Source organism: Frankia sp. CeD, from assembly GCF_000732115.1.
Taxonomy (GTDB): Bacteria; Actinomycetota; Actinomycetes; order Frankiales; family Frankiaceae; genus Frankia; species Frankia casuarinae.
Genome location: NZ_JPGU01000058.1, coordinates 1 through 18,443 on the forward strand (window position 1 = coordinate 1; position 18,443 = coordinate 18,443).

Genomic DNA, 18,443 nt, shown 5'->3' on the forward strand with positions numbered 1-18,443 from the left:
GTGCAGGCAGTGCAGGTCACCCGCCGCCGCCAGCCGCTCGCCGACGGGCCGGCCACGACCGAGATCGTCTACCTTGTCACCAGCCTGCCGACCCACCAGGCCAGCCCCACGCTGCTGGCCACCTACGCCCGCGAGCACTGGCTCGTGGAGAACCGGCTGCACTGGGTCCGCGACGTCACCTTCGGGGAGGACCTCAGCCAGGTCCGGACCGGCCACGCTCCCCAGGTCATGGCCAGCCTGCGCAACCNGGCGATCGCGATCCTTCGCCTGACCGGCGCCACGAACATCGCCCAGGCAATCCGACACCACGCGCGGCGCCCCGAACGACCACTAGAGACGATCAAGAGCCTTGCTTGCTAACCGACAACTTTGCCGGGGCCCTGACACCGTGCCCACCGGTGCGACGTCCTACCTGGCTGCCGCCCAACTGCCGTCGTCCCACGCGTACTTCACCGACCACGTCCGACACGGCGCGGTGGATCCACTGCTTCTGCTGGAATGCTCACGCCAGGCTGAGACCTACGGCGCCCACGTGCATTTCGGCGTGGCACGGGACACCCGGTTCGTCCTGAGGTCGTGGTCCATGCAGCTGCCGGGGCTGTTCGCCATCCGCACCCGAGGCGCCAGCGAGCTGACGATGGCGGTCGGCACGCGCCCACTCGTCGGCGACCGGCCGACCAGTCGGTCGCTGGCCTACGACATCCGGCTTTCCCTGGACGGCGTGGCCATCGGCGACACCCGGATCGCGGTGGGCTACCTGTCTGACTCCGCCTACGAACACGTGCGGGCGCTCCGCCGGGGAAGCGCGCCGCACACATCGGACGACNTCCGGCCCACGCCCGCGACGATCGCGCCGGCCGCTGTCGGGCGAGCCAGCAGCGTCAACACAATCCTCGTGGATCCCGTCCAGTTCGCTGGCGGGGCCACGGCCACCATTCGGGTGCCCGTCGACAACCGCAGCATGTTCGACCACGCACTGGACCATTTCCCCGGCATGGTACTCACCGAGGCGGCCCGGCAGCTGTGCCTGTGGTCCGGCGCGGACCTGCTCGGCGTGCCGGCCACCGCGGCCACCGTCGTCGCCTTCGACCTGGCCTTCACCCGGTTCGCCGAGCTGGATGTGACAACCACCGTGGCAGCGGTCCACCAGCATGAGGACGTGGTCGGCGGGTCCACCTTCGCCGTGTCCTTCCAGCAGAACGACGCCGTCATCGCGGCGGGAACCATGACCATCTGCCCGGTTCCCACCAGTCATCTCACCGACGACTGAACCCACAGCCGCACACAACGCCAGCTGCACAGGGCGAGGACGGGCACCGGCGGTGGCGCCGCGGGCCCGGGAGGAGAATGCGATGGGCCGATCGATCTTCATCACGGGCGGGAGCCGGGGCATCGGCCTGGCCGCCGCACGGTCGTTCGCCGAGGGGGGCGACCGGGTCGCCGTCGCCGGCCGGTCGGGGGCCGCCCCGGAAGGCGTGCTCGGTCTGCGCGCGGACGTCAGGGTACCTGGCGACGTCGAGCGTGCGCTGCGAGAGGCGGAGGAGGCGCACGGAACGGTCGAGGTACTCGTCGCCAACACGGGCATCACCATCGACGTCCCGCTGCTGCGGATGTCCGACGAACAGTTCGAGACCGTGGTCGACACGAACCTGGCCGGAGCGTTCAGAGCCGTCCGGGCCGCCGTCGCCAGCATGCTTCCGGCCCGGCGTGGGCGAGTGGTGTGCGTGTCGTCGGCACTTGGTTTCCTCGGCTCCCCCGGGCAGAGCAACTACGCCGCGTCCAAGTCCGCCCTCCTCGGCATGGCACGGTCCGTCGTGTGGGAGCTCGGGAACCGCGACATCACCGTGAACGTGGTGGCACCGGGGATCATTGACACCGACATGACCAGGCCGCTGACCGAACAGCGCAGGCAGGAGCTGATGCGGATGACCCCGCTGCGCCGGATGGGGACAGTGGACGAGGTCGTCGCCGCCATCCGGTTCCTCGCCAGCGACGAGGCAAGCTACGTCACTGGCACCGTCCTCCCCGTCGGCGGCGGCATCGCGATGGGCCTGTAGGCGCAACCCCGACCGGGTGCGGACAGTCCGCGCCGCCGTCAGGTGCGGGCCGCGGCCAGCAGATGCCGGGTGTACGGGTGCGCGGGGCGCTCGAGCACCTGCTCCGCGCCGCCGATCTCGGCCACCTGCCCGTCCTTCATCACCAGGACGCGGTCGCTGACGTGCCGGATCACTGCGATATCGTGGGAGATGAACAGCAGGGCCAAGCCGAGTTCGTCGCGCNGTCCCGCCAGCAGGTCGAGGATCTGGGCCTGCACCGACAGGTCGAGCGCGGACACCGGTTCGTCGCAGACGAGGACCTCGGGTGACGGCGCGAGCGCACGCGCGATCGCCAGCCGCTGACGCTGCCCGCCGGACAGCTCGCGAGGGTGGCGTCGCAGCACCTGTTCGGACAGCCCTACCTGGTCGAGGAGTGCGACGATCCGATCTCGTCGCGCCCGGCCCCGATCCGGACCGGACATGGCGTCGCCGACGATCCGCTCGGCGGTGTGACGCGGGTCGAATGAGCTCAGGCAGTCCTGGTGGACGGCCTGTATCCGGTGCCGCCGAGGCCTGCGGTCACGTTCGCGTACCCGGCTGGGCGAGGCGGTCGCCGCCGCGGCCGCCACCCAGGGCGCGCCGGCGAACCGGACGGTACCCTCGTCCGGTTCGAGCAGGCCGAGCACGATGCGGGCCAGCGTGGTCTTGCCGGACCCGGACCCACCGATGACGCCGAGTGTCTCGGCGGCACGAAGCTCGAACGTCACGGCACGGACGGCGTCCCGCCACCCCCCGTCGGGATCGCGGAAACGTTTGGTGATGCCGGTGGCTTCGACGAGAGCCTCGGCGGTGTCCCTGCGGGCCGGGGCGACGACCCGTGGCGGTCCGGCCCGCTCCGTTTCCGTTCCGGGCCGCCAGCACAGGACGCCGGGTTCGAGACCCGGGTGATCGGGGCGCGGCAGTTCCTCGCGGCACCAGTGGTCGGCGAGTGGGCAGCGCACCGCGTATGGGCAGCCGTCCGGCCCGGCCGGTGGACGGCGCGGCAGGTCCGGGGACAGCACGGTGCCCCGCGAGTGCCGCGAGGGGGCCGCCGCGAGCAACGCGCAGGTGTACGGATGCCGTGGACCGCCAAGCACGTCGACGGCCGGTCCCTGCTCGATGATCCGCCCCTCGTACATGACCGCCACCCGGTCGGCGACGGCGGCCACCGTGGCAAGATCGTGACTAATCAACAGCAGAGCGACACCGCCGCGTACCAGGCCGCGCAGCACCTCGACGATCCGCTCCCGGGAGGCGGCATCCAACGCGGTCGTGGGTTCGTCGACCAGCAGCAGGTCGGGTCCGGCCGCGACCGTCGAGGCGATCAGGGCCCGCTGTCGCAGACCGCCAGAGAGCTGATGCGGGTACTGCCCGGCGCGCCGGGCCGGCTCCGGCACCCCCACCTGCCCAAGCGTCGCGACGGCCCGCTCGCGGACGTCGCGACGGGCCACGATCCGGTGGACGCGCAGGGGCTCGGCCACCTCCGCTCCCACCGTCCGCAGCGGATCCAGGGAGGCCAACGCGTCNTGGGGCACCAACCCGATCCGGCGGCCTCGCAACACCCGCCACCCCGGTTCGGTCAAGGCGGTCAGATCCACGCCCTGCAGGTCCAGCCGGCCAGCACGGACCATCGCACCGCGCCCGGCCAGTCCGATCAGCGTCCGGGCGAGCACGCTCTTGCCGGCACCGGACTCGCCCACGACCGCGAGACACTCGCCGGGACGGACGGCGATCGACACGTCCCGCACCGCACGCACGCCGGCGACGCCGTCCCGAAACGTCACGTCCAGCCGCTCGACGACCAGGGTCGGCTCGGCGGCGGTCACGTCCGGGCTCATCCGCCGCGCCGGACAAGCCGCTGCTGGGCCCGGCGGCCGGCGGCCTGGACGGCGAGCACGGTCAGCGCGAGCGCCGCACCCGGGCACACCCCGACCCACCACGCGGACCGTAGGAAGTCCCGGCCTTCCGCCAGCATCAGACCCCACTGCGCGGTGGAGGGCTGCGGGCCCAACCCGAGGAAGCTCAGCCCCGCCACGTACACGATGGCCGAGCCGACCCCCGTGGTCGCCAGCGCCAGCGCCGGACCGAGCGCGTTTGGCAGCACGTGGCGCACGACCAGCGCCATCCGGCCGACGCCGAGTCCGCGGGCCGCCTCGACGTAACCCGCTCGGCGGGCGACCATCGCCTCGGCGCGGACGAGGCGGCCGTACAGAGGCGTCAGCGCCACCACCGTGGCAATCATGGTCCTGCCGCTGCCGGGCCCGAGCACCGCGATGACCAGGAGGGCGAGCATCAACGGGGGTATCGCGATCAGCACATCCATCACCCGGGTGAGCACCAGGTCGACGAGGCGCCCGCCGAGCGCCGCCGCGAGGCCCAGAGCCGCACCGATCCCCACGGCCAGCGCGACGGAGCCGACGCCGAGCAGCAGGGACGCCCGGGCACCATGCAGCACCCGGGCGCACACGTCCCGCCCGAGCTGGTCGGTCCCACACCAGTGCGAGCCGCTCGGCGCTGCCAGCACGCCTGACGGGTCGACGACGGTCGGCGAGGCGCCCGTGAGGATCCCCGGTGCCGTCACCGCCAGGGCGATCACCAGGAGGATGCCAGTGAGCAGGATCGTCGACGCGCGGGCGACGAGACGCGGCGCGGGCCGGTCAGACAGCGTCGGAGGCGCTGCCAGGACGTTGGTCACCGGTCCATCACCTCGATCCGAAGCCGCGGGTCGAGGACGCGTTGCAGCAGATCCACGACGGTGAAGACGACGGCCGAGACCAGGGCCGATGTGAGGACGACCCCCATCACCACGGGCATGTCCCGGTCGATGACGGCGTGCACGGTCAGCGCGCCGAGCCCCGGGCGGGCGAAGACCGTCTCGACGAGGACGGTGCCGGCGAGCAGCGTCCCGGCGAGCCAGCCGCCGAGGTTGAGCGCGCTTGCGGCGGCGTGGCGCAGGGCGTGGCGCATTGTGACGCCGGTGGGGCTCAGGCCGCGGGCCCGAGCGGCGGCGGCGAACGGCTGCGCGAGGGCGGCTTCCAGTCCCTCCCGCAGCGTCCGGGAAAGCGCGCCGGCGGCCGGCATGGCGAGGGTCACCGACGGCAACACAAGGCTGGCCGCGCCCTGGGCCCCCGCTCCGGGGAAGATCCGCAACTGGAACGAGAACACGCTCACCAGCACGATGCCCACCCAGAACGAGGGCACGGACAGGGCCAGTGACTCCCAGGCCATCGCCGCGGCGCGCAGTCCCGGTCGGCGGCCCGCGGTCGCGACGGCGATGGCCACCCCGGTCAGGACCGCGAGCACCAGCGCCGCGGCCGCGAGTTCGGCCGTGGGTCGCAGCTGATCCACGATCACCTCGCTGACCGGCTGCTGGAGTTGATACGAGGTACCCAGGTCGCCGCGGGCGAGATGGCCGAGATAGTGGACGTACCTCAGCGGAGCCGGCTCGCCGAGACCGTACTCTGCCTGGATTTCCGCCCGTACCTGGGGCGAGGCGGACGTTCCCGGCCCTAGCAGGACCGCCACCGGATCGCCCGGGGCCAGCTGCAGCGCGGTGAAGGTGAGCGTGGCGGCGCCCAGCAGTACCGCGGCACCGGAGAACAGGTGTCGCAGCAGGTGTCGCAGGACGGTCCGGCGGCGCGCGGGTTCGGGGGCGGGGCCGCGATCCTCCGTCGCCGGCGCCTGCTCGAGGACATGCATGTCGCCTCCAGACATCCGCCGCGCTACCCGGAGACGCGCCAGGCATCGAAGAAGAGCGGCCAGGCGTTCGGGTCGACGCCGATGCCGTCGACCCGTCGGGCCACGCCCAGGATCGAGCTGGGCGTGTAGAGCGGGACCACAGCCGCGCTGGCGAGCACGTCGTGCTGGACCCGCCCGTACAGGTCGTCGCGGGCCGTCCGGTCGAGGCTCTCCGCGCCGTCGACCGTCAGCCGGTCCACCTCCGCGTCGGCCAGCTGCGCCATGTTCTGCCCGCCAGATGCCGGGGAGCTGGCGGAGTTGAAGAACAGCCGCAGCACATCCGGATCAGCACGGCTCCAGCTGAAGTCCAGCATCTGCGCCTTGTTGCTGTAGGAGAGCGCCAGGTAGGTGCCGACGTCGAGACTGGGACGGGTGACCTCCACGCCCAGCTTCCGCAGGTCGGCCTGGATCGCCTGGCCGAGCACATCACGCTGGTCGCGCAGGTACGTCGGCACGACCGGCCAGGAGATGCTCAGCCGCCGGCCGTCGCGCACGCGGAACCCGGCGCCGTCGCGCCTGGCCCAACCGGCCTCGTCGAGCAGCTGGCCGGCTTTGACTGGGTCGTAGGGCCAGCTCTGCCTGACGGTCGCGTCGTAGGAGGGAGTGACGTCCGTCAGCGGGCCCCAGGCTCGCCGGTACTGACCGAAGTACACGGCGCCGACATTCCGGTCCACGTTGATTCCCCGCTGGATCGCGGTGCGGACCCGGCGGTCGGTGAAAGGCGCCAGCGACGTGTTCAGGTAGAGACTGTAGGGGACTCCCGGCACGTCCTTCCGCAGCAGCCGCAGATTCCGGTCGGCGCCGACGGACCGCGCGTCCGCCGGTGGCACGGCGGCGGCGACGTCGACCTGCCCGCTGGTCAGCGCGCCGACCCGGATGGAGTTCTCCTTCAGGATGCGGATGACGATCCGGTCGAGGTAGGCGGGGCCGGAGTGCCGCGCGGTCGCGGGCGCCCAGTCATAGGCCGGATTCCTGGTCAGGACGATGCGCTGGCCTCGGGTGCGACTGGTGACGGAGAACGGCCCGGTACCAACCGCTCGTGGCCCGCCCGCGCACAGCTGCGCGGCGTCGGTGGCGAGGACCTTCGGCGAGTAGAAGCCGAGATAGGTGGTGCTGGCGGCCTGGAGGAACGGGGCGAACGGCCGGCTGAAACGCACCCGTACGGTGTAGAGATCGACGACGTCGGTGCCGGCGTACGGGCCGAGCAGGCTCGCGGCGTACTGCGACCTGGTCTGCTTCGCGACGATGTGCGCGAAGTTGGCCCGCACCGCCGCCGCGTCGAAGGCGCTGCCGTCGGTGAAGGTCACGCCGTGGCGCAGATGAAAGGTGTAGGTGCGCAAGCCGTCGGTGATGTCCCAGGACGTCGCCAGCCAGGGGTGGAAATGACCGGCGTCGTCCTGCGCGACGAGTGAGTCGAAGACGTTGCGGAGGACGCTCGCGGTGACGTCCTGCTGGCTGGCGTGGATGTCGAAGCAGGTCGGCTCCGCGTCGATCGCGTAGGTCAGGGTTCCCCCGCGCACGGGTCGACCACCGCCTGCGGGAACCGCGGCGGTGTCGGGACCGCACCCGGTGAGCAGAAGTATCGCCGCGACAACGAGGAGTCCGAGCGCGGACCGTACGGACACGATGGGGTGCACAGCAGAGCTCCGGGGGTCGAGGGCCGGTGTGGTCAGAGGGCCGCGGGCGGGACGTCCGCGGCCGTCNCCCCCCGCCGGTCGGACGTCCCGCCCGCACCGGGTGACCGCACCTGCCCGGCGGGATGCGCCCCGGCCTCGCGGAGATGCCGCGTCACGAGCCCGTGCACGAGCGGGCACCACTGCGGGGGAAAGATGTGGCCCAGCTCGTCGACAACCACCAGCCGCGCGGCGGCGATCTCGCGGGCCAGCGTTTCGCCGTGCGCGAGGGGAAAAACGGTGTCGCGCCGGCCGTGCACCACCAGGGCCGGCACCCGGATCGCGCCGATCCTCGCGGTCAGCGGCGGCGTGCGGTCCAGTGCCCGCAGATGGTTACTGCCAAGGTCCGAGCCCGCCTCCCGTCGCATCGAGCGCTCGACCAGGTCCCGCCAGTAGGTCTCACTGAACGGCGCGCCGGCCCCCACGAGCACGCGCCAGCCGCGCACCGCCGCCGCGACGCGCGCCGCTCTGGTCGTCGGCGGGTTGTCGTTCAGCGCGGCGACGTGGTCGAGCAACGGCCGCTCCGGACCGGGCAGGCCGGTNAGGGGCGGCAGATGGACGTCGCCGTTGGCATCCGGGGAGCAGGACAGCAGGACCAGGGAGCGAACCAGGCTCGGCTCCTCCAGCGCGAGCAGCTGGGCCACGATGCCGCCCGCGGACTGGCCCACCACGTGTGCGGATGCCAGTCCCAGTCCGGTGATGACGTCCGCCGCGTCCCCGGCGAGCGTGGACAGGTCATAGCAGGAAAGGCGGGAGTCGGTCTTCGTGGACAGACCGACGTCACGATGGTCGTATCGGACCACCCGGTACCCGGAATCGGCCAGCATCCGGCAGAGCGCGTCGGGCCAGGTGATCCCCTGCGCGGGCCCGCCCATCACAAGCAGAATCGCGGGATCCGCTGACCTGCCAAAACTTTCGGTCCATAGCATAAGATCGTCTCGTGTCCGCACAAACCGTTCCATCTGCGTCTCTCTGCTAGCGTGCGCGTGTCTGGCAATCCCCGACGGGTCACGTGTGGAGGCGGCGGCGATNCCCGGTTACCGGCGCGGCGAGACAACAGCCCTCGTGCTGGTGGATCTCCAGCACTGGATCGTCGACATGCCGTGGGCGCCGATCCCGGGTACCCAGGTCGTCGACGCCTGCGTCCGGCTGCGTGACGGCCTGGCCGACGCGAAGGCGACGACGGTGATCGTGCGTTATCTGCGTGCCGACGGCCGCGACGGTGGGCCCCAGGCCGCGCCGAACCAGCTCGTCGCCGCCCTGGCGCCGCGGCCCGGCGACCTTGTCGTCACCAAGGACGGCCTGGATGCCTTCACGGGCACCGGCCTGGCCGGGCTGCTGCGCGAACAGGGCCGCACCAGGCTGGTGATCGCGGGCCTGTCCACCGCGCACGGCGTGTCCGCCACCGCTGGAACGGCGGTGGCGTCGGGCTTCGACGTGGCCGTCGTGTCCGATGCCACCGCGAGCGTGACGGTGGCGGAGCACACCGGAGCGCTCGATCAGCTCGCGCGCGCGGGCGCGGCGATCTGCTCGATGGCGGATATCCTCGCGCCGTGAGGCGTCACTGGCTGCTGCTGCCCGTGGGCCGAACGACGTAGACGACCCGGTACTGGGCGTCCGGTGGCGGACCGTCCAGCGCCATCGCATAGCGGTCGGCCAGCGTCATGAAGAACGTTCCGGCCGAATCCGGGTCGATGCGTTCCACCACCCCGCGGATTTCGAGGTACCGGTATGGCTGGTCCGGGTCGTTGATGGAGACCGCCACGTGTGGATTGGCCGTCACGTTTCGGTACTTGTACCGGACGGTCGTGTTCGTGAAACAGAGGAACTCGCCGTCCCAGGAAAACCACATGGGATTCACCTGCGGCTGCCCGTCGGGCCGGATGGTCGCCAGATGGGCGAAGAGCGGCCGCTCCAACAGGTCGCGGTGGCTGTCCGGAATGATGGTCACGTTTTTCTCCTCAGGTCGCCGAGGCCGTCAGGCTGCCTCGTCGGCGGTGCGGTGAACAGTGCGGTCAGTCGGGTCCGCACCGGTGCGGCGTCACGGGAGGCCGTGTCGACATGCCCGTCCGGGCGCACCAGGGCGGCGACAGCGCCCCGCGCCCGGCCGTTTCCGTCGAGCACCCGCACGTCCACCCGGTCCGCGAAGTGGTCGCGGCACAGGTCCGCCAGTGCGTCGAACGAGGCGCCGCCGGAACCGTGCCGCTCGGGCCGCGAGATCAGCAGGGTGTAGCGCAGGTCGTCGAGCTCGGACCGCAGCGGCAGCGGGATCAGTGCGCCCGGCTGGAATCCGGCCACCGCGCGGCCCTCCGACGCCGCCACCCGGTACCTGGTGCGCAGGCCGGCCAGCCAGGGAACGTAGGAGATGTCGAACAGTCGTAGGGCTGAGGCGGCCCGCAGCAGCGTGTCCCGAAGCGCCACCTGGTAGCCGCGGCGCAGCAGCCAGATCCGCGTCTGCACGTCGGCCTGGCGGACGACCGCCCGGGCTACCTGCCCACGCTCCGCCGCGTAGGTGTCCAGCAGATCCGGATCCGCCCGGCCGTGCCAGACGAACGCCATCTTCCAGGCCAGGTTGTGCGCGTCGGTGACGCCTGTGTTCAAGCCCTGCCCGCCGGCCGGGCTGTGGATGTGCGCCGCGTCCCCCACCAGGAACACGTGCCCGACCCTGGTCCGCTCGGCCTGCCTGGCGTGCACCGAGAACACGCTGAGCCAGTCCGGGTCACGCAGGACGATCCCGCCCGGGCCCCGCTCGTCGACCAGCCGCTGGACGGCGTCGAGGTCGGCTCCCTGCTGGGTGAAGTCCGGTGGCGCGGAGGTGAAGACCCGCCACCGGCCGGAGGGCAGCCCGCAGGCGACCAGGATGCCGCGCGTGGAGCAGAAGTAGTGGGTCATCGTCGGATCGAGTGCGGTGTCCGCCAGCGCGTCGGCCACCACGAAGCGCAGCTCATAGGTGTCGCCGTCGAAGCCGATGCCGAGCTGGGCCCGGACCGTGCTGCTCGCGCCATCGGCGCCGACCAGGTAGGCGAACTCCTCGATCCGCTCCGCGCCGTCCGGATACCGCACCCGCACCCGCACCCGGTCGTCGCACTGGTCGAGGTCGAGCAGTTCGGTGCGCCATTCCGGCGAGCCGCCGAGGCCGGTCAGGACCTCCCGCAGTACCTCCTCGACGCCGGGCTGCGGGCAGATCAGCGGCCGGGTGGCCGTCCGGTAGCGCAGGTTGGCGATGACCTTCCCCGAGGAGTAGTAGCGCATCTGCGTCTGCGGCAGGGATCTCGATGCCAGCGCCTCATCGCCCCCGATCCGACGGATCAGTTCACGGGTGCGTGGCCACACCCCGAGTGCCTTGGACAGGGTGCTCGGCCCGCCGGCCCGGTCGATGCAGCGCACCGGCACCCCGCGCCGGGTCAGCTCGATCGTGGCCATGAGACCGGCTGGTCCGGCGCCGGCGACCAGCACCGGCAGCCGCGGTGCCGACGGCGTCATGCGTCCACCGCCACGGTGACGGGCTCCGCCTGCTCGGTGGTGGTGACGCCAACCTCCCGCGGCCGCAGCAGCAGATGAAGCACGACCCCGGTGGCGGCTCCGATGCCGACCAGCAACCACAGCAGAACGTGGATGCCGTGGGTGTAGCTGCGNGTGAGCAGGTCGAGGAAATCGGCGCGGGCGGTACCGGTGAGGCCGTCCGCCGCGCCGGTGAGGTTCCCGCTGACCGCCTTGTTCGCGATCGTGGCGGCATCGGCACCGCCCGGCGGGACCGCCGTCGCCGGCAGGCCCGCGGAGATTCTCCCCCGGGNCACATCGAGCACCAGGGCCCCCATCGCCGCGATCGCCACCGCCTCGCTGGCCAGCCGCACGGTGTTGAACATGCCGGCGGCGGTACCCGCCTGTTCGGGCCGCACCGAGGTGATCGCGACACCGTCGACCAGACCGGCCGTCATGCCCATGCCCGTACCGATCAGGAACAGCGGCCCGATGAGGCTGACGACCGCGATGTCCTGGTCGATGACCGTGAGCCAGGCTGCACCGCCGGCGGCCACCAGCATGCTCAGGCTGAGCACCAGCCGGGTGGACAGCCCGCGCCGGACCAGGTTGCTGACAACCAGCGGCACCACCAGCACAGGCAGGGTAAGCAGCATCATCGTGTCACCGGCGCGGCCGACGGACATCCCGCGGGCACCGGTCAGGTAGGCGGGCAGGAGCACCACCAGGCAGACGAACCCGAAGGACAGGGACAGCGGCACCAGCGAGGCGGCCAGGAAGCGCGGCTGGCCGAACAGACCGAGGTCGAACATCGGTCGCGCCTGGCGCAGTTCGGCGACGACGAACAGCGCCATGAGCACCGCCGCCGCAACGAGGAGCAGCACCGTGCCGGCGCTGCTCCAGCCCCACTGCGGCCCCTGTACGACACCGAGCATCAGCAGCAGCAGGCTCAGCGTGAAGGAGGCGATGCCCGGCCAGTCGAACCGGATCGCGGCGGGATTGCGCGACTCCCGCACCATCGGCACCGCGACGGCCACCAGGACCATGACCACCAGGTGCGAGGCGAACACGCCTCGCCAGCCGAAGGCGTCCACCAGCAGCCCGGCGGTCGACGGACCGAGAGCCAGCCCGGCGCCGGCCGCCGAACCGAGGATGGCGAACGCCCTGGCCTGCGCCGCGCCCTCGAACGTGGTGGCGAGGATTGCCGACCCGGCCGTCATGACTGCGGCCGCGCCGACCCCGGCCAGCGCCCGGGCCGCATCCAGCACGATGATGTCGGACGTCAGCACACTCACCGCGCTCGACAGGCTGAACAGGGTGAGGCCGGCGACGAACAGCCGCTTGCGACCCAGGATGTCGGCGGCCGAACCGCATGCCAGCATGGAACACGCGAAGGCCAGGTTGTAGGTGTTTAAAACGTCGTAGCATCATGGTATGGAATTTCCGCCGTTGAGCCCCTTGCCCCAATGGCCCGATGCCGACCCCGCCCTGTGGTACGGACGGATGTCCGATCTCGACAAGGATGCCCGTATCCCGGATCAGTTCGCCCGAGGGCAGAAGTACGCCGCCCTGACCGGCGAATACTGGATCGCCGGGGCATGGGCCGATGACGGCGTCTCAGCGTGGCGGGAAGACGTCGTTCGGCCTGAGTTCGAGCGGTTCCTGTCCGTCTTGCGCGCCGGGAAGTATCGGCTGGTCGTGGCGTGAGAGGAAAGCCGGATCACCCGTGATCCGGTGGTCGGAGCCGAGTTCGGCAAGATCATGCAGTGGATCGGGGGCCGCCTCATCGTGACCGATGGGGAGAAGGCCACGACCTACGATTTCCGCCGGCAGCGCGACCGTGACTCATGGCATGGCGCGGTGGGGAAGTCCGTCAGTGATTCGGGTTTGAAGTCCGAGCTGGTCAAGCGGAAGTTGGACGCGAAGCGCGAAGCCCTGGAGTTCCTGGGTGGCCCCGTGGGGTTCGGGTGGTCCCAGACGATCACCCGGTCAGGTAAGAAGATCGTGACGGTGTGGTCCGTCGACGAGGAGCAGGCCCGCTGGCTACGCGAGGCCGCGCGGCGTATCCGCGAAGGTGAGGCCGTTCTCAAGGTCTCGGATGATTTCTACGACCGTGGGCTTCGGATCCCGCACCGGCGCACGCACCCGGGCGACACGATGAAGAGCGGCAGCCTGACGCGCGCCAGCCTCTCCGCGATGCTGCGTAACCCGAGGATCGCTGGTCTGTTCGCGACGGGAAACGTTCACACGGGCTGGACCGTGAAGGGCCCGATGGCGAACTTCCCCGCGATCCTCACCGAGGAGGAGTGGCGGGAGACATGCGCGGCGCTGGNAGCGGNCACGACCCGCAAGGGNACGGGNACGGCCGNCAAGCACACGTTCGCCGGGNACTACGTGTGCCACAAGTGCAGGCGTTCCCTGGTCCGGAACTCTCCCCGCGCGTACGCCCTGTGGCGGCATCGTCTCGGGAAGAGCCGTGAACACTTCGAGTGTGACCAGTCGTTCCACATCAACGCCGCCGACGCGGACGACCTGATGACCCGCCTGGTTGACGCCTACCTACGCCGCCGAGACTGGGAGAAGACCGGCGACGTCGCGGACGGTGACGAGCTGAAGGCCGAGCGGACCGAGAAGGAACGCGAACTGGCCGATCTTCCCCGCGCGATCGCCGCCAAGGAGATCAGCCTGCGGCTGGGTGGCCAGCTCGAGGCCCAGTACGAGACCCGGCTACGGGAGATCGACGCCGAACTGGCCCGCCGCGCGCGTCTCGTGACCGTCCTGGACGGAGCGGAAGCGCTCCGACTCTGGCGCGGAGGCACCCTCACGGAGAAACGCCGTGTCCTGTCAACGATCATGGTGAAGATCATTGTGGTTCCCGGGAAGGATCTTCCGTTGCGGGAACGGCTGGACCCGCAATGGCGCTATCCCGGACCTGCCTGACCGCCGCTGTCGACGTTCCGCGCGGGTTTCGGTGCAAGTGCGGTCACGATCGCCGCCGCCATCAGCGCCGATGGTTCCGGAGCCCGCGCGAGCTGAGCCGCTATCCACCGCGCATCCGCCTCCAACTCAGCCTCACGGCCGGCATCAGGAGGGCCAGCCGCCGACCTGGAGACCGACCTGCCCGAGGACCGACCACGCCGCCGCCCAGCAGCACCAGGCCCACGACCACCATCCGTCTCCGACTCACACGACATCACCCGATCAGCCCCGATATCCCGCAGACCGCCCCGCGCCAACGCCGGTCGAGGTGCAGCCCACCCGCCCACCCACGCCACTGTCGTCTCACACGAGCGCTCACCGGCCGTGTCCGTGAGCAACGACGACGAACAATCGGCACCTTCGGTGCTCGTCTCCGGGCCAGCCACCTGCCCACCCAGCTCCGCCGGGCCCGAACCGGAGTCGTCGAGGTCATCGAACAGCGACGGCTGAACCGACCCGGTACTCATCTCTCAGCCGGCCCATTGCCCACCGGGCTACCAGCCGTCCGCGACGACCGCAACTCGGGAGGGTCAGCCCCGTGTCCGCCGAGGTCTAGCCCCCGGCCCGTATACGTCCACGCCCCGAGAACGATCGTGTTCTCATCGCCCTCAGCCCGGCCGAAGGCGTCCACCGGGACACGGCCCGCCATCGCCGCGCCGATCGTGCGCGACCACACCCGCCGTACCGTCCGTAGCGCGGTGAACGTCGTCGAGTAGGTCCGCGATTTCGTCAGCCAGTGGCCACCGAACCCCATCTGATGCGCCCACCGCAGTAGCCGTGGGATATCGCCGGAATCCCGGCCGAGTGCCGCATCCAACGCCGCGGTGAACACCGGATCATGGCCGAGCCGCCAGCAGGTCTCCACCAGACGGCGCACATGCGGCGCCAGGATCAGCCGGCCCAGCGCGGCCAGCGACCGCACCGGATGATCCAGCGCCCCGCCGGCCGCCGCCGACTTGGTGAGGTACTTCGCCAGATAGTTACTGATCCGTCCGACATCGGTGGGTCCGTCGAGCGCGATGCGCCGGATGTCGACCTGGACACCCCAGCGCACCGCCCACCCGTCAGCCGATGCGGTGCCGTCGAGGGTGCCCATGTCCGGATCCGGAGCAGCTACCGCGACCGACCCGACGACGTCCCGCAGCGCGTCCGCGACCAGATCACCATCCGCCCAGCCAGGAGGAGACGAGCCAGGCCCGTCCGGCCCGTCGACCCGGACCACCACATGCAGATGCACCACGCCCCGCGCCTGCATTTCCGCGACCTTGACGAAGCTCAGCCGCGCCGAGCGGCGTAGCCCCGCCACCGTCAGACCCGCAGCAGCCGCGACCGCGGATTCCGTCGCGTCGCGTGTCGTTTTCCAGAGCCGAGGTACCAGCGCGTTCCACGTCACGGCCCGGCCGTACTGGTAGCAGTCCGGGCAGATCGGGGAACCGAGCCGGGAATCATCCTCGCGGTGCCGCTCATGACAGCCTGCCGGACGGCCATGGGGGCAGAGCCCCCGCCGGGGGTGGCAGGCCCGCACCGGACCGCCCTTACCGCCCTGCTGACGGCGGGAATGCACCGGCCCGAAGGTCGGAGCGGTCAACGTCACGAACCACGCCGGATGCGTCGTGACGGTCTCTGGTACGCCTTTGCCGCCCGCGAGCCCGGCCAGGACCAGCCGCCGGGCGTCCCGCTTGTACACCGCCGAACAGGCCGGGCACGCGGACTCCCGCCGGTTGCCGCACCGCACATGCAGCACCCCGCCCGGCAGATCCTTCCCGGACAGCGCACGGCGGATCTCACCGGTCCCGACATCCACATGATCGACATGGCCGGACAGGCGGATCGGACGGGAACAGCCACCCGCGACCGGCCGGTTTTCGGGCAGGCTCACGCCCACATCCACGGAAAACACACCGCGCCCTTTCACTCGCACACGCCCCCACCAGCCCAGACCCGGAAAACCACAGGTCAGACCAGCGGAGAGCGCNAAGAAAGAAAGCAGGAATGAGAACAGGAGAACCGGAACGGAAACCGAACCCGACGGGCCTTCCGCCGTACAGCCATCCCACACCGAAACGCCGGCACAATGCCACACACAAAAACACGCCCATAGTCGGCAGCGCTAATGGCACACGAAACGGCAGCGCGACCGGCACCAGACCGGCACCGGCACGGGGAACAGGTGAACGCGCGGAAACCCCGCGCAGGCTCAGCCGCCCCCGGCTACCCGCTCACCCCACAGGCAGCAGCAACCCAGGACAGCAGCAGAACACGGCACATGCGCACCCCAGACGGAACATCAACACGACTGGACGCAGGCCACCGACGGCGACCCACGGTGCAGCAGCCCGAGCCCGGTCCGTGCCGCTCCGAGGCGGCTCACATGTGGACAGCCCGACAATGTGGCGTACTGCCGTACAAGAAAAAGATCATCGTGGCGCAGGGTTCAGAACCCTCGAATGCCGTCATTGACGATACCACCCCGGCGCATTGGGTGCCAGGGGGCATGGCGACGACCCCGGGGCACCTCCACCCGAGGGGAAGGGTCGGGAAGGCCGCGGGGTCGCCTGGCGGGGGTGGATCGGTAGGGATAGTTCCGCGAGAATCGTTGCTCTACCGGTCCGACTCGACGGCCTGCCGTACCGCAGACGGCCCCGGGAAGTCGGCGGGTATCGCGTCCATCAGCGTTTCGTTGGCAAGCTCACCCAGCCAGTATCCGGAGTTTCGACGCTCCCCGATCCTGCGGAAACCAGCTTTCTCGTAGGCCCGGATCGCAGCCAGGTTCGGAGAGAGTACCGATAGGTGGACGCATCGCAGGTTCGTCACGTGAAAGGCGTAGTCGAGTGTGAGCCGCGTCGCTTCGGTACCGATACCGTTGCCACGGCTGGCCGGGCCGAGCTGGATCACGAACTCCCCGGTTCGCACGTGATGGTCGATGAGAACGGCGGTGGNGCCAGCGGGGGNCGGCGGNTCCGTGGTCACGTCGTAGACGGTGAACCTCAGCTGATCGTCCGTGCCGCGCGCCTGATGCTGGAACCCCTCTCGCCGGTTTTCCAGCGAGTCCGGTGTCTGGCGACCGTAGCCGACCAGGACGCCAGGATCCTGCTCCCACTGCCAGTAAAGATCGACGAGGTTGCTGGAGAACGGGCCGAGCCCAGCGCGTTCGCCCCGGATCCACACGATCGGTTCATGCACGCCTGTTCTCGCTTCCGTTGTCGCGTTCGGGTACGGCGCGCAGGACGCCGAACCGTGCGGTTGACGACGGTTCGGCAACCCGCTGTCCGTCGTCAGTCTCCACCCAGGCATGGAGCCGGACAGGGTCGGCTGCTGCGCCGTGGCACCACGTCACCCGCTTCCGGCCCATGGCCAGCAGGAGGAACGCCGCTGATGATTCTTCGAGGCAGGCAACACGACCCGGCATGACCGTTCCTGCCCGCCGGACGGCGTTGACCGCTTCCATGAGGTGATCAGCTGAGGCGTTGACCCTGGTGCGTCGCGTGGCCCACGTCAGCAGACGAAGTAGCCGCGCCATCCGGCTGCGACCTTGTCCGGCCGAGAGCGCGCCGAGCACGACGAGTAGGGCCACACCCGCACGCAAGGTCATCCCGCAGGATGCGGATCCGGCCGTCGTGCGCCCGGCCTGCATCTCCTGCGTTCCCCAGCTTGGCACCCACGACGGCCCGACCGCCGTCGGTTGGCCCGCCCGATGTCGAAGGGTCTCCATGATCAGTTCTGCCGTAAGGAGCTGTTCACGCAGGGCCCGCGCGGACTGGGTGTCCAGCAGCCCTGACGGGTCGCCGTACCCGCTGGTCGTTGCCGCCTCCCACCAGCGCGCGGCCGGCCCGGTCAGTACATCAGCACGGCCGTTGCGGTAGTTGACGATCACGGTGGCCGGGCCGACATCGAGCGCACGAACGTGTTCGGGGACGCTGATGTACTCACATGACATTATCTATCGCTCTCCGTGGTTCTTGGAATCCACGCCACATCGGATGTGTCACCCAGGGCCCGTAGCCATACCTCCGCCGCCAAAGCCGGCTCCACGGTGGCGAACGGGACAGGGAGCCCTGCGGCCATCATCGTCAACGTCTGTCGGAACTCGCCGGGCTCGACGAGGCCCAGAGCGGCCAACCGGCCGTCAGCCAGTACGTATTCGGAAATCCCGTTGGGGCATGATCGTGGGCGGCGTGACCGTGGGGCACTCCGCTGGGGTCTCGGGGGTCGGGGTCAGCCGGGAGGCTGTTGCCAGGTGGTGAGGTCCTCGGGGCTGGCGGCCCAGGGCAGGAACCGGTCGAGGTCGGCGCCGGTCGGCGGCTTGCCGCCGGCCCGGCCGCAGGCGTCGAGGTAGTTCTCCAGGTAGGTCAGCAGGTTCAGGTTGTGCATCGCGGCGGTCGCGGTGACCGTGAAGATCGTGGCGGCGTGGCGGGCGGTGTCCTCGGTGCGGGAGCCGCCGGCGTTGCGCCGGGTCACGACCGGGCCCCTGATCGCCCTTTCCGCCGGGTTGTTGTCC

The 18,443-nt window shown here is 70.6% G+C and carries 17 protein-coding genes and 1 pseudogene; 6 read left to right on the top strand and 12 right to left on the bottom strand.

Going from position 1 to position 18,443, the window contains the following annotated elements; translation table 11 throughout:
- The 3 genes from CED_RS19390 to fabG form a co-directional block, all read left to right on the top strand.
- Positions 1 to 360, top strand: a 360-nt coding sequence (locus tag CED_RS19390) for a transposase (protein ID WP_152569803.1), incomplete at its 5' end; no start/stop codon positions are given.
- A 28-nt stretch (positions 361 to 388) separates the two neighbouring features.
- Positions 389 to 1,270 carry an AfsA-related hotdog domain-containing protein gene (locus CED_RS19395; protein WP_051868938.1) on the top strand — a complete coding sequence of 294 codons (882 nt, stop codon included), beginning with the start codon at positions 389 to 391 and terminating at the stop codon, positions 1,268 to 1,270.
- A gap of 82 nt (positions 1,271 to 1,352) precedes the next feature.
- Positions 1,353 to 2,057 carry a 3-oxoacyl-ACP reductase FabG gene (gene fabG / locus CED_RS19400; protein ID WP_035913063.1) on the top strand — a complete coding sequence of 235 codons (705 nt, stop codon included), beginning with the start codon at positions 1,353 to 1,355 and terminating at the stop codon, positions 2,055 to 2,057.
- A 38-nt stretch (positions 2,058 to 2,095) separates the two neighbouring features.
- Here the strand turns inward: fabG and CED_RS19405 are convergent, their stop codons facing one another.
- The 5 genes from CED_RS19405 to CED_RS19425 are packed head-to-tail and all read right to left on the bottom strand — an operon-like array spanning position 2,096 to position 8,415.
- On the bottom strand, positions 2,096 to 3,913 hold the full coding sequence (locus CED_RS19405; protein WP_035913045.1) for an ABC transporter ATP-binding protein: 1,818 nt from the start codon (positions 3,911 to 3,913) through the stop codon (positions 2,096 to 2,098).
- Complete coding sequence (locus CED_RS19410; RefSeq protein ID WP_011436537.1) at positions 3,910 to 4,770, bottom strand: ABC transporter permease; 861 nt, start codon at positions 4,768 to 4,770, stop codon at positions 3,910 to 3,912. The genes CED_RS19405 and CED_RS19410 overlap by 4 nt, the downstream gene beginning before the upstream one ends.
- Complete coding sequence (locus tag CED_RS19415) at positions 4,767 to 5,774, bottom strand: ABC transporter permease (RefSeq protein WP_023841854.1); 1,008 nt, start codon at positions 5,772 to 5,774, stop codon at positions 4,767 to 4,769. The genes CED_RS19410 and CED_RS19415 overlap by 4 nt, the downstream gene beginning before the upstream one ends.
- A gap of 23 nt (positions 5,775 to 5,797) precedes the next feature.
- Positions 5,798 to 7,450 (bottom strand): ABC transporter substrate-binding protein, encoded by a 1,653-nt coding sequence (locus CED_RS19420; protein WP_023841853.1) that lies wholly within the window; start codon positions 7,448 to 7,450, stop codon positions 5,798 to 5,800.
- A gap of 32 nt (positions 7,451 to 7,482) precedes the next feature.
- Positions 7,483 to 8,415, bottom strand: coding sequence for an alpha/beta fold hydrolase (locus CED_RS19425; RefSeq protein WP_160172415.1), 933 nt, complete (start codon positions 8,413 to 8,415; stop codon positions 7,483 to 7,485).
- Between the two features lie 85 nt (positions 8,416 to 8,500).
- Between CED_RS19425 and CED_RS19430 the strand changes: the two genes are divergently transcribed.
- On the top strand, positions 8,501 to 9,043 hold the full coding sequence (locus CED_RS19430) for a cysteine hydrolase family protein (protein ID WP_152569804.1): 543 nt from the start codon (positions 8,501 to 8,503) through the stop codon (positions 9,041 to 9,043).
- Positions 9,044 to 9,047: 4 nt separating this feature from the next.
- On the opposite strand, the gene CED_RS19435 is transcribed toward CED_RS19430, so the two are convergent.
- Genes CED_RS19435 through CED_RS19445 form a run of 3 tightly spaced genes read right to left on the bottom strand, consistent with a single transcriptional unit; the run spans position 9,048 to position 12,366 of the window.
- Positions 9,048 to 9,437 (bottom strand): PPOX class F420-dependent oxidoreductase, encoded by a 390-nt coding sequence (locus CED_RS19435; protein WP_011436532.1) that lies wholly within the window; start codon positions 9,435 to 9,437, stop codon positions 9,048 to 9,050.
- A complete protein-coding gene (locus CED_RS21730) occupies positions 9,434 to 10,969 on the bottom strand; it encodes an FAD-dependent monooxygenase (protein WP_011436531.1) in 1,536 nt (511 codons plus the stop codon). The genes CED_RS19435 and CED_RS21730 overlap by 4 nt, the downstream gene beginning before the upstream one ends.
- Positions 10,966 to 12,366, bottom strand: coding sequence for an MFS transporter (locus tag CED_RS19445; RefSeq protein WP_255361137.1), 1,401 nt, complete (start codon positions 12,364 to 12,366; stop codon positions 10,966 to 10,968). Before CED_RS19445 ends, CED_RS21730 begins: the two co-directional genes overlap by 4 nt.
- A gap of 34 nt (positions 12,367 to 12,400) precedes the next feature.
- Here CED_RS19445 and CED_RS19450 point away from each other — a divergent pair, with 34 nt between their 5' ends.
- Both CED_RS19450 and CED_RS19455 read left to right on the top strand, forming a co-directional pair.
- A complete protein-coding gene (locus CED_RS19450) occupies positions 12,401 to 12,673 on the top strand; it encodes a recombinase family protein (protein WP_011436529.1) in 273 nt (90 codons plus the stop codon).
- Positions 12,674 to 12,700: 27 nt separating this feature from the next.
- Positions 12,701 to 13,906: a recombinase family protein gene (locus CED_RS19455; protein WP_035913051.1), complete on the top strand. Its 1,206-nt coding sequence runs from the start codon at positions 12,701 to 12,703 to the stop codon at positions 13,904 to 13,906.
- Between the two features lie 502 nt (positions 13,907 to 14,408).
- Here CED_RS19455 and CED_RS19460 read toward each other — a convergent pair.
- From CED_RS19460 to CED_RS19480, 4 genes and pseudogenes are all read right to left on the bottom strand, one after another.
- Positions 14,409 to 15,845 (bottom strand): replication initiator, encoded by a 1,437-nt coding sequence (locus tag CED_RS19460; protein WP_011436526.1) that lies wholly within the window; start codon positions 15,843 to 15,845, stop codon positions 14,409 to 14,411.
- Between the two features lie 701 nt (positions 15,846 to 16,546).
- On the bottom strand, positions 16,547 to 17,128 hold the full coding sequence (locus CED_RS19465; protein WP_035913053.1) for a GNAT family N-acetyltransferase: 582 nt from the start codon (positions 17,126 to 17,128) through the stop codon (positions 16,547 to 16,549).
- Complete coding sequence (locus tag CED_RS19470; protein WP_011436524.1) at positions 17,121 to 17,882, bottom strand: lasso peptide biosynthesis B2 protein; 762 nt, start codon at positions 17,880 to 17,882, stop codon at positions 17,121 to 17,123. Before CED_RS19470 ends, CED_RS19465 begins: the two co-directional genes overlap by 8 nt.
- A 278-nt stretch (positions 17,883 to 18,160) precedes the next feature.
- Positions 18,161 to 18,443, bottom strand: a pseudogene (locus CED_RS19480) (IS66 family transposase); the annotation flags it as partial.

Excerpts from the sequence above, each read along its gene's own strand:
- fabG (WP_035913063.1), top strand. The coding sequence starts at position 1,353 with ATGGGCCGATCGATCTTCATCACGGGCGGGAGCCGGGGCATCGGCCTG.
- CED_RS19415 (WP_023841854.1), bottom strand. The coding sequence starts at position 5,774 with ATGCATGTCCTCGAGCAGGCGCCGGCGACGGAGGATCGCGGCCCCGCC.
- CED_RS21730 (WP_011436531.1), bottom strand. The coding sequence starts at position 10,969 with ATGACGCCGTCGGCACCGCGGCTGCCGGTGCTGGTCGCCGGCGCCGGA.
- CED_RS19450 (WP_011436529.1), top strand. The coding sequence starts at position 12,401 with ATGGAATTTCCGCCGTTGAGCCCCTTGCCCCAATGGCCCGATGCCGAC.
- CED_RS19470 (WP_011436524.1), bottom strand. The coding sequence starts at position 17,882 with ATGTCATGTGAGTACATCAGCGTCCCCGAACACGTTCGTGCGCTCGAT.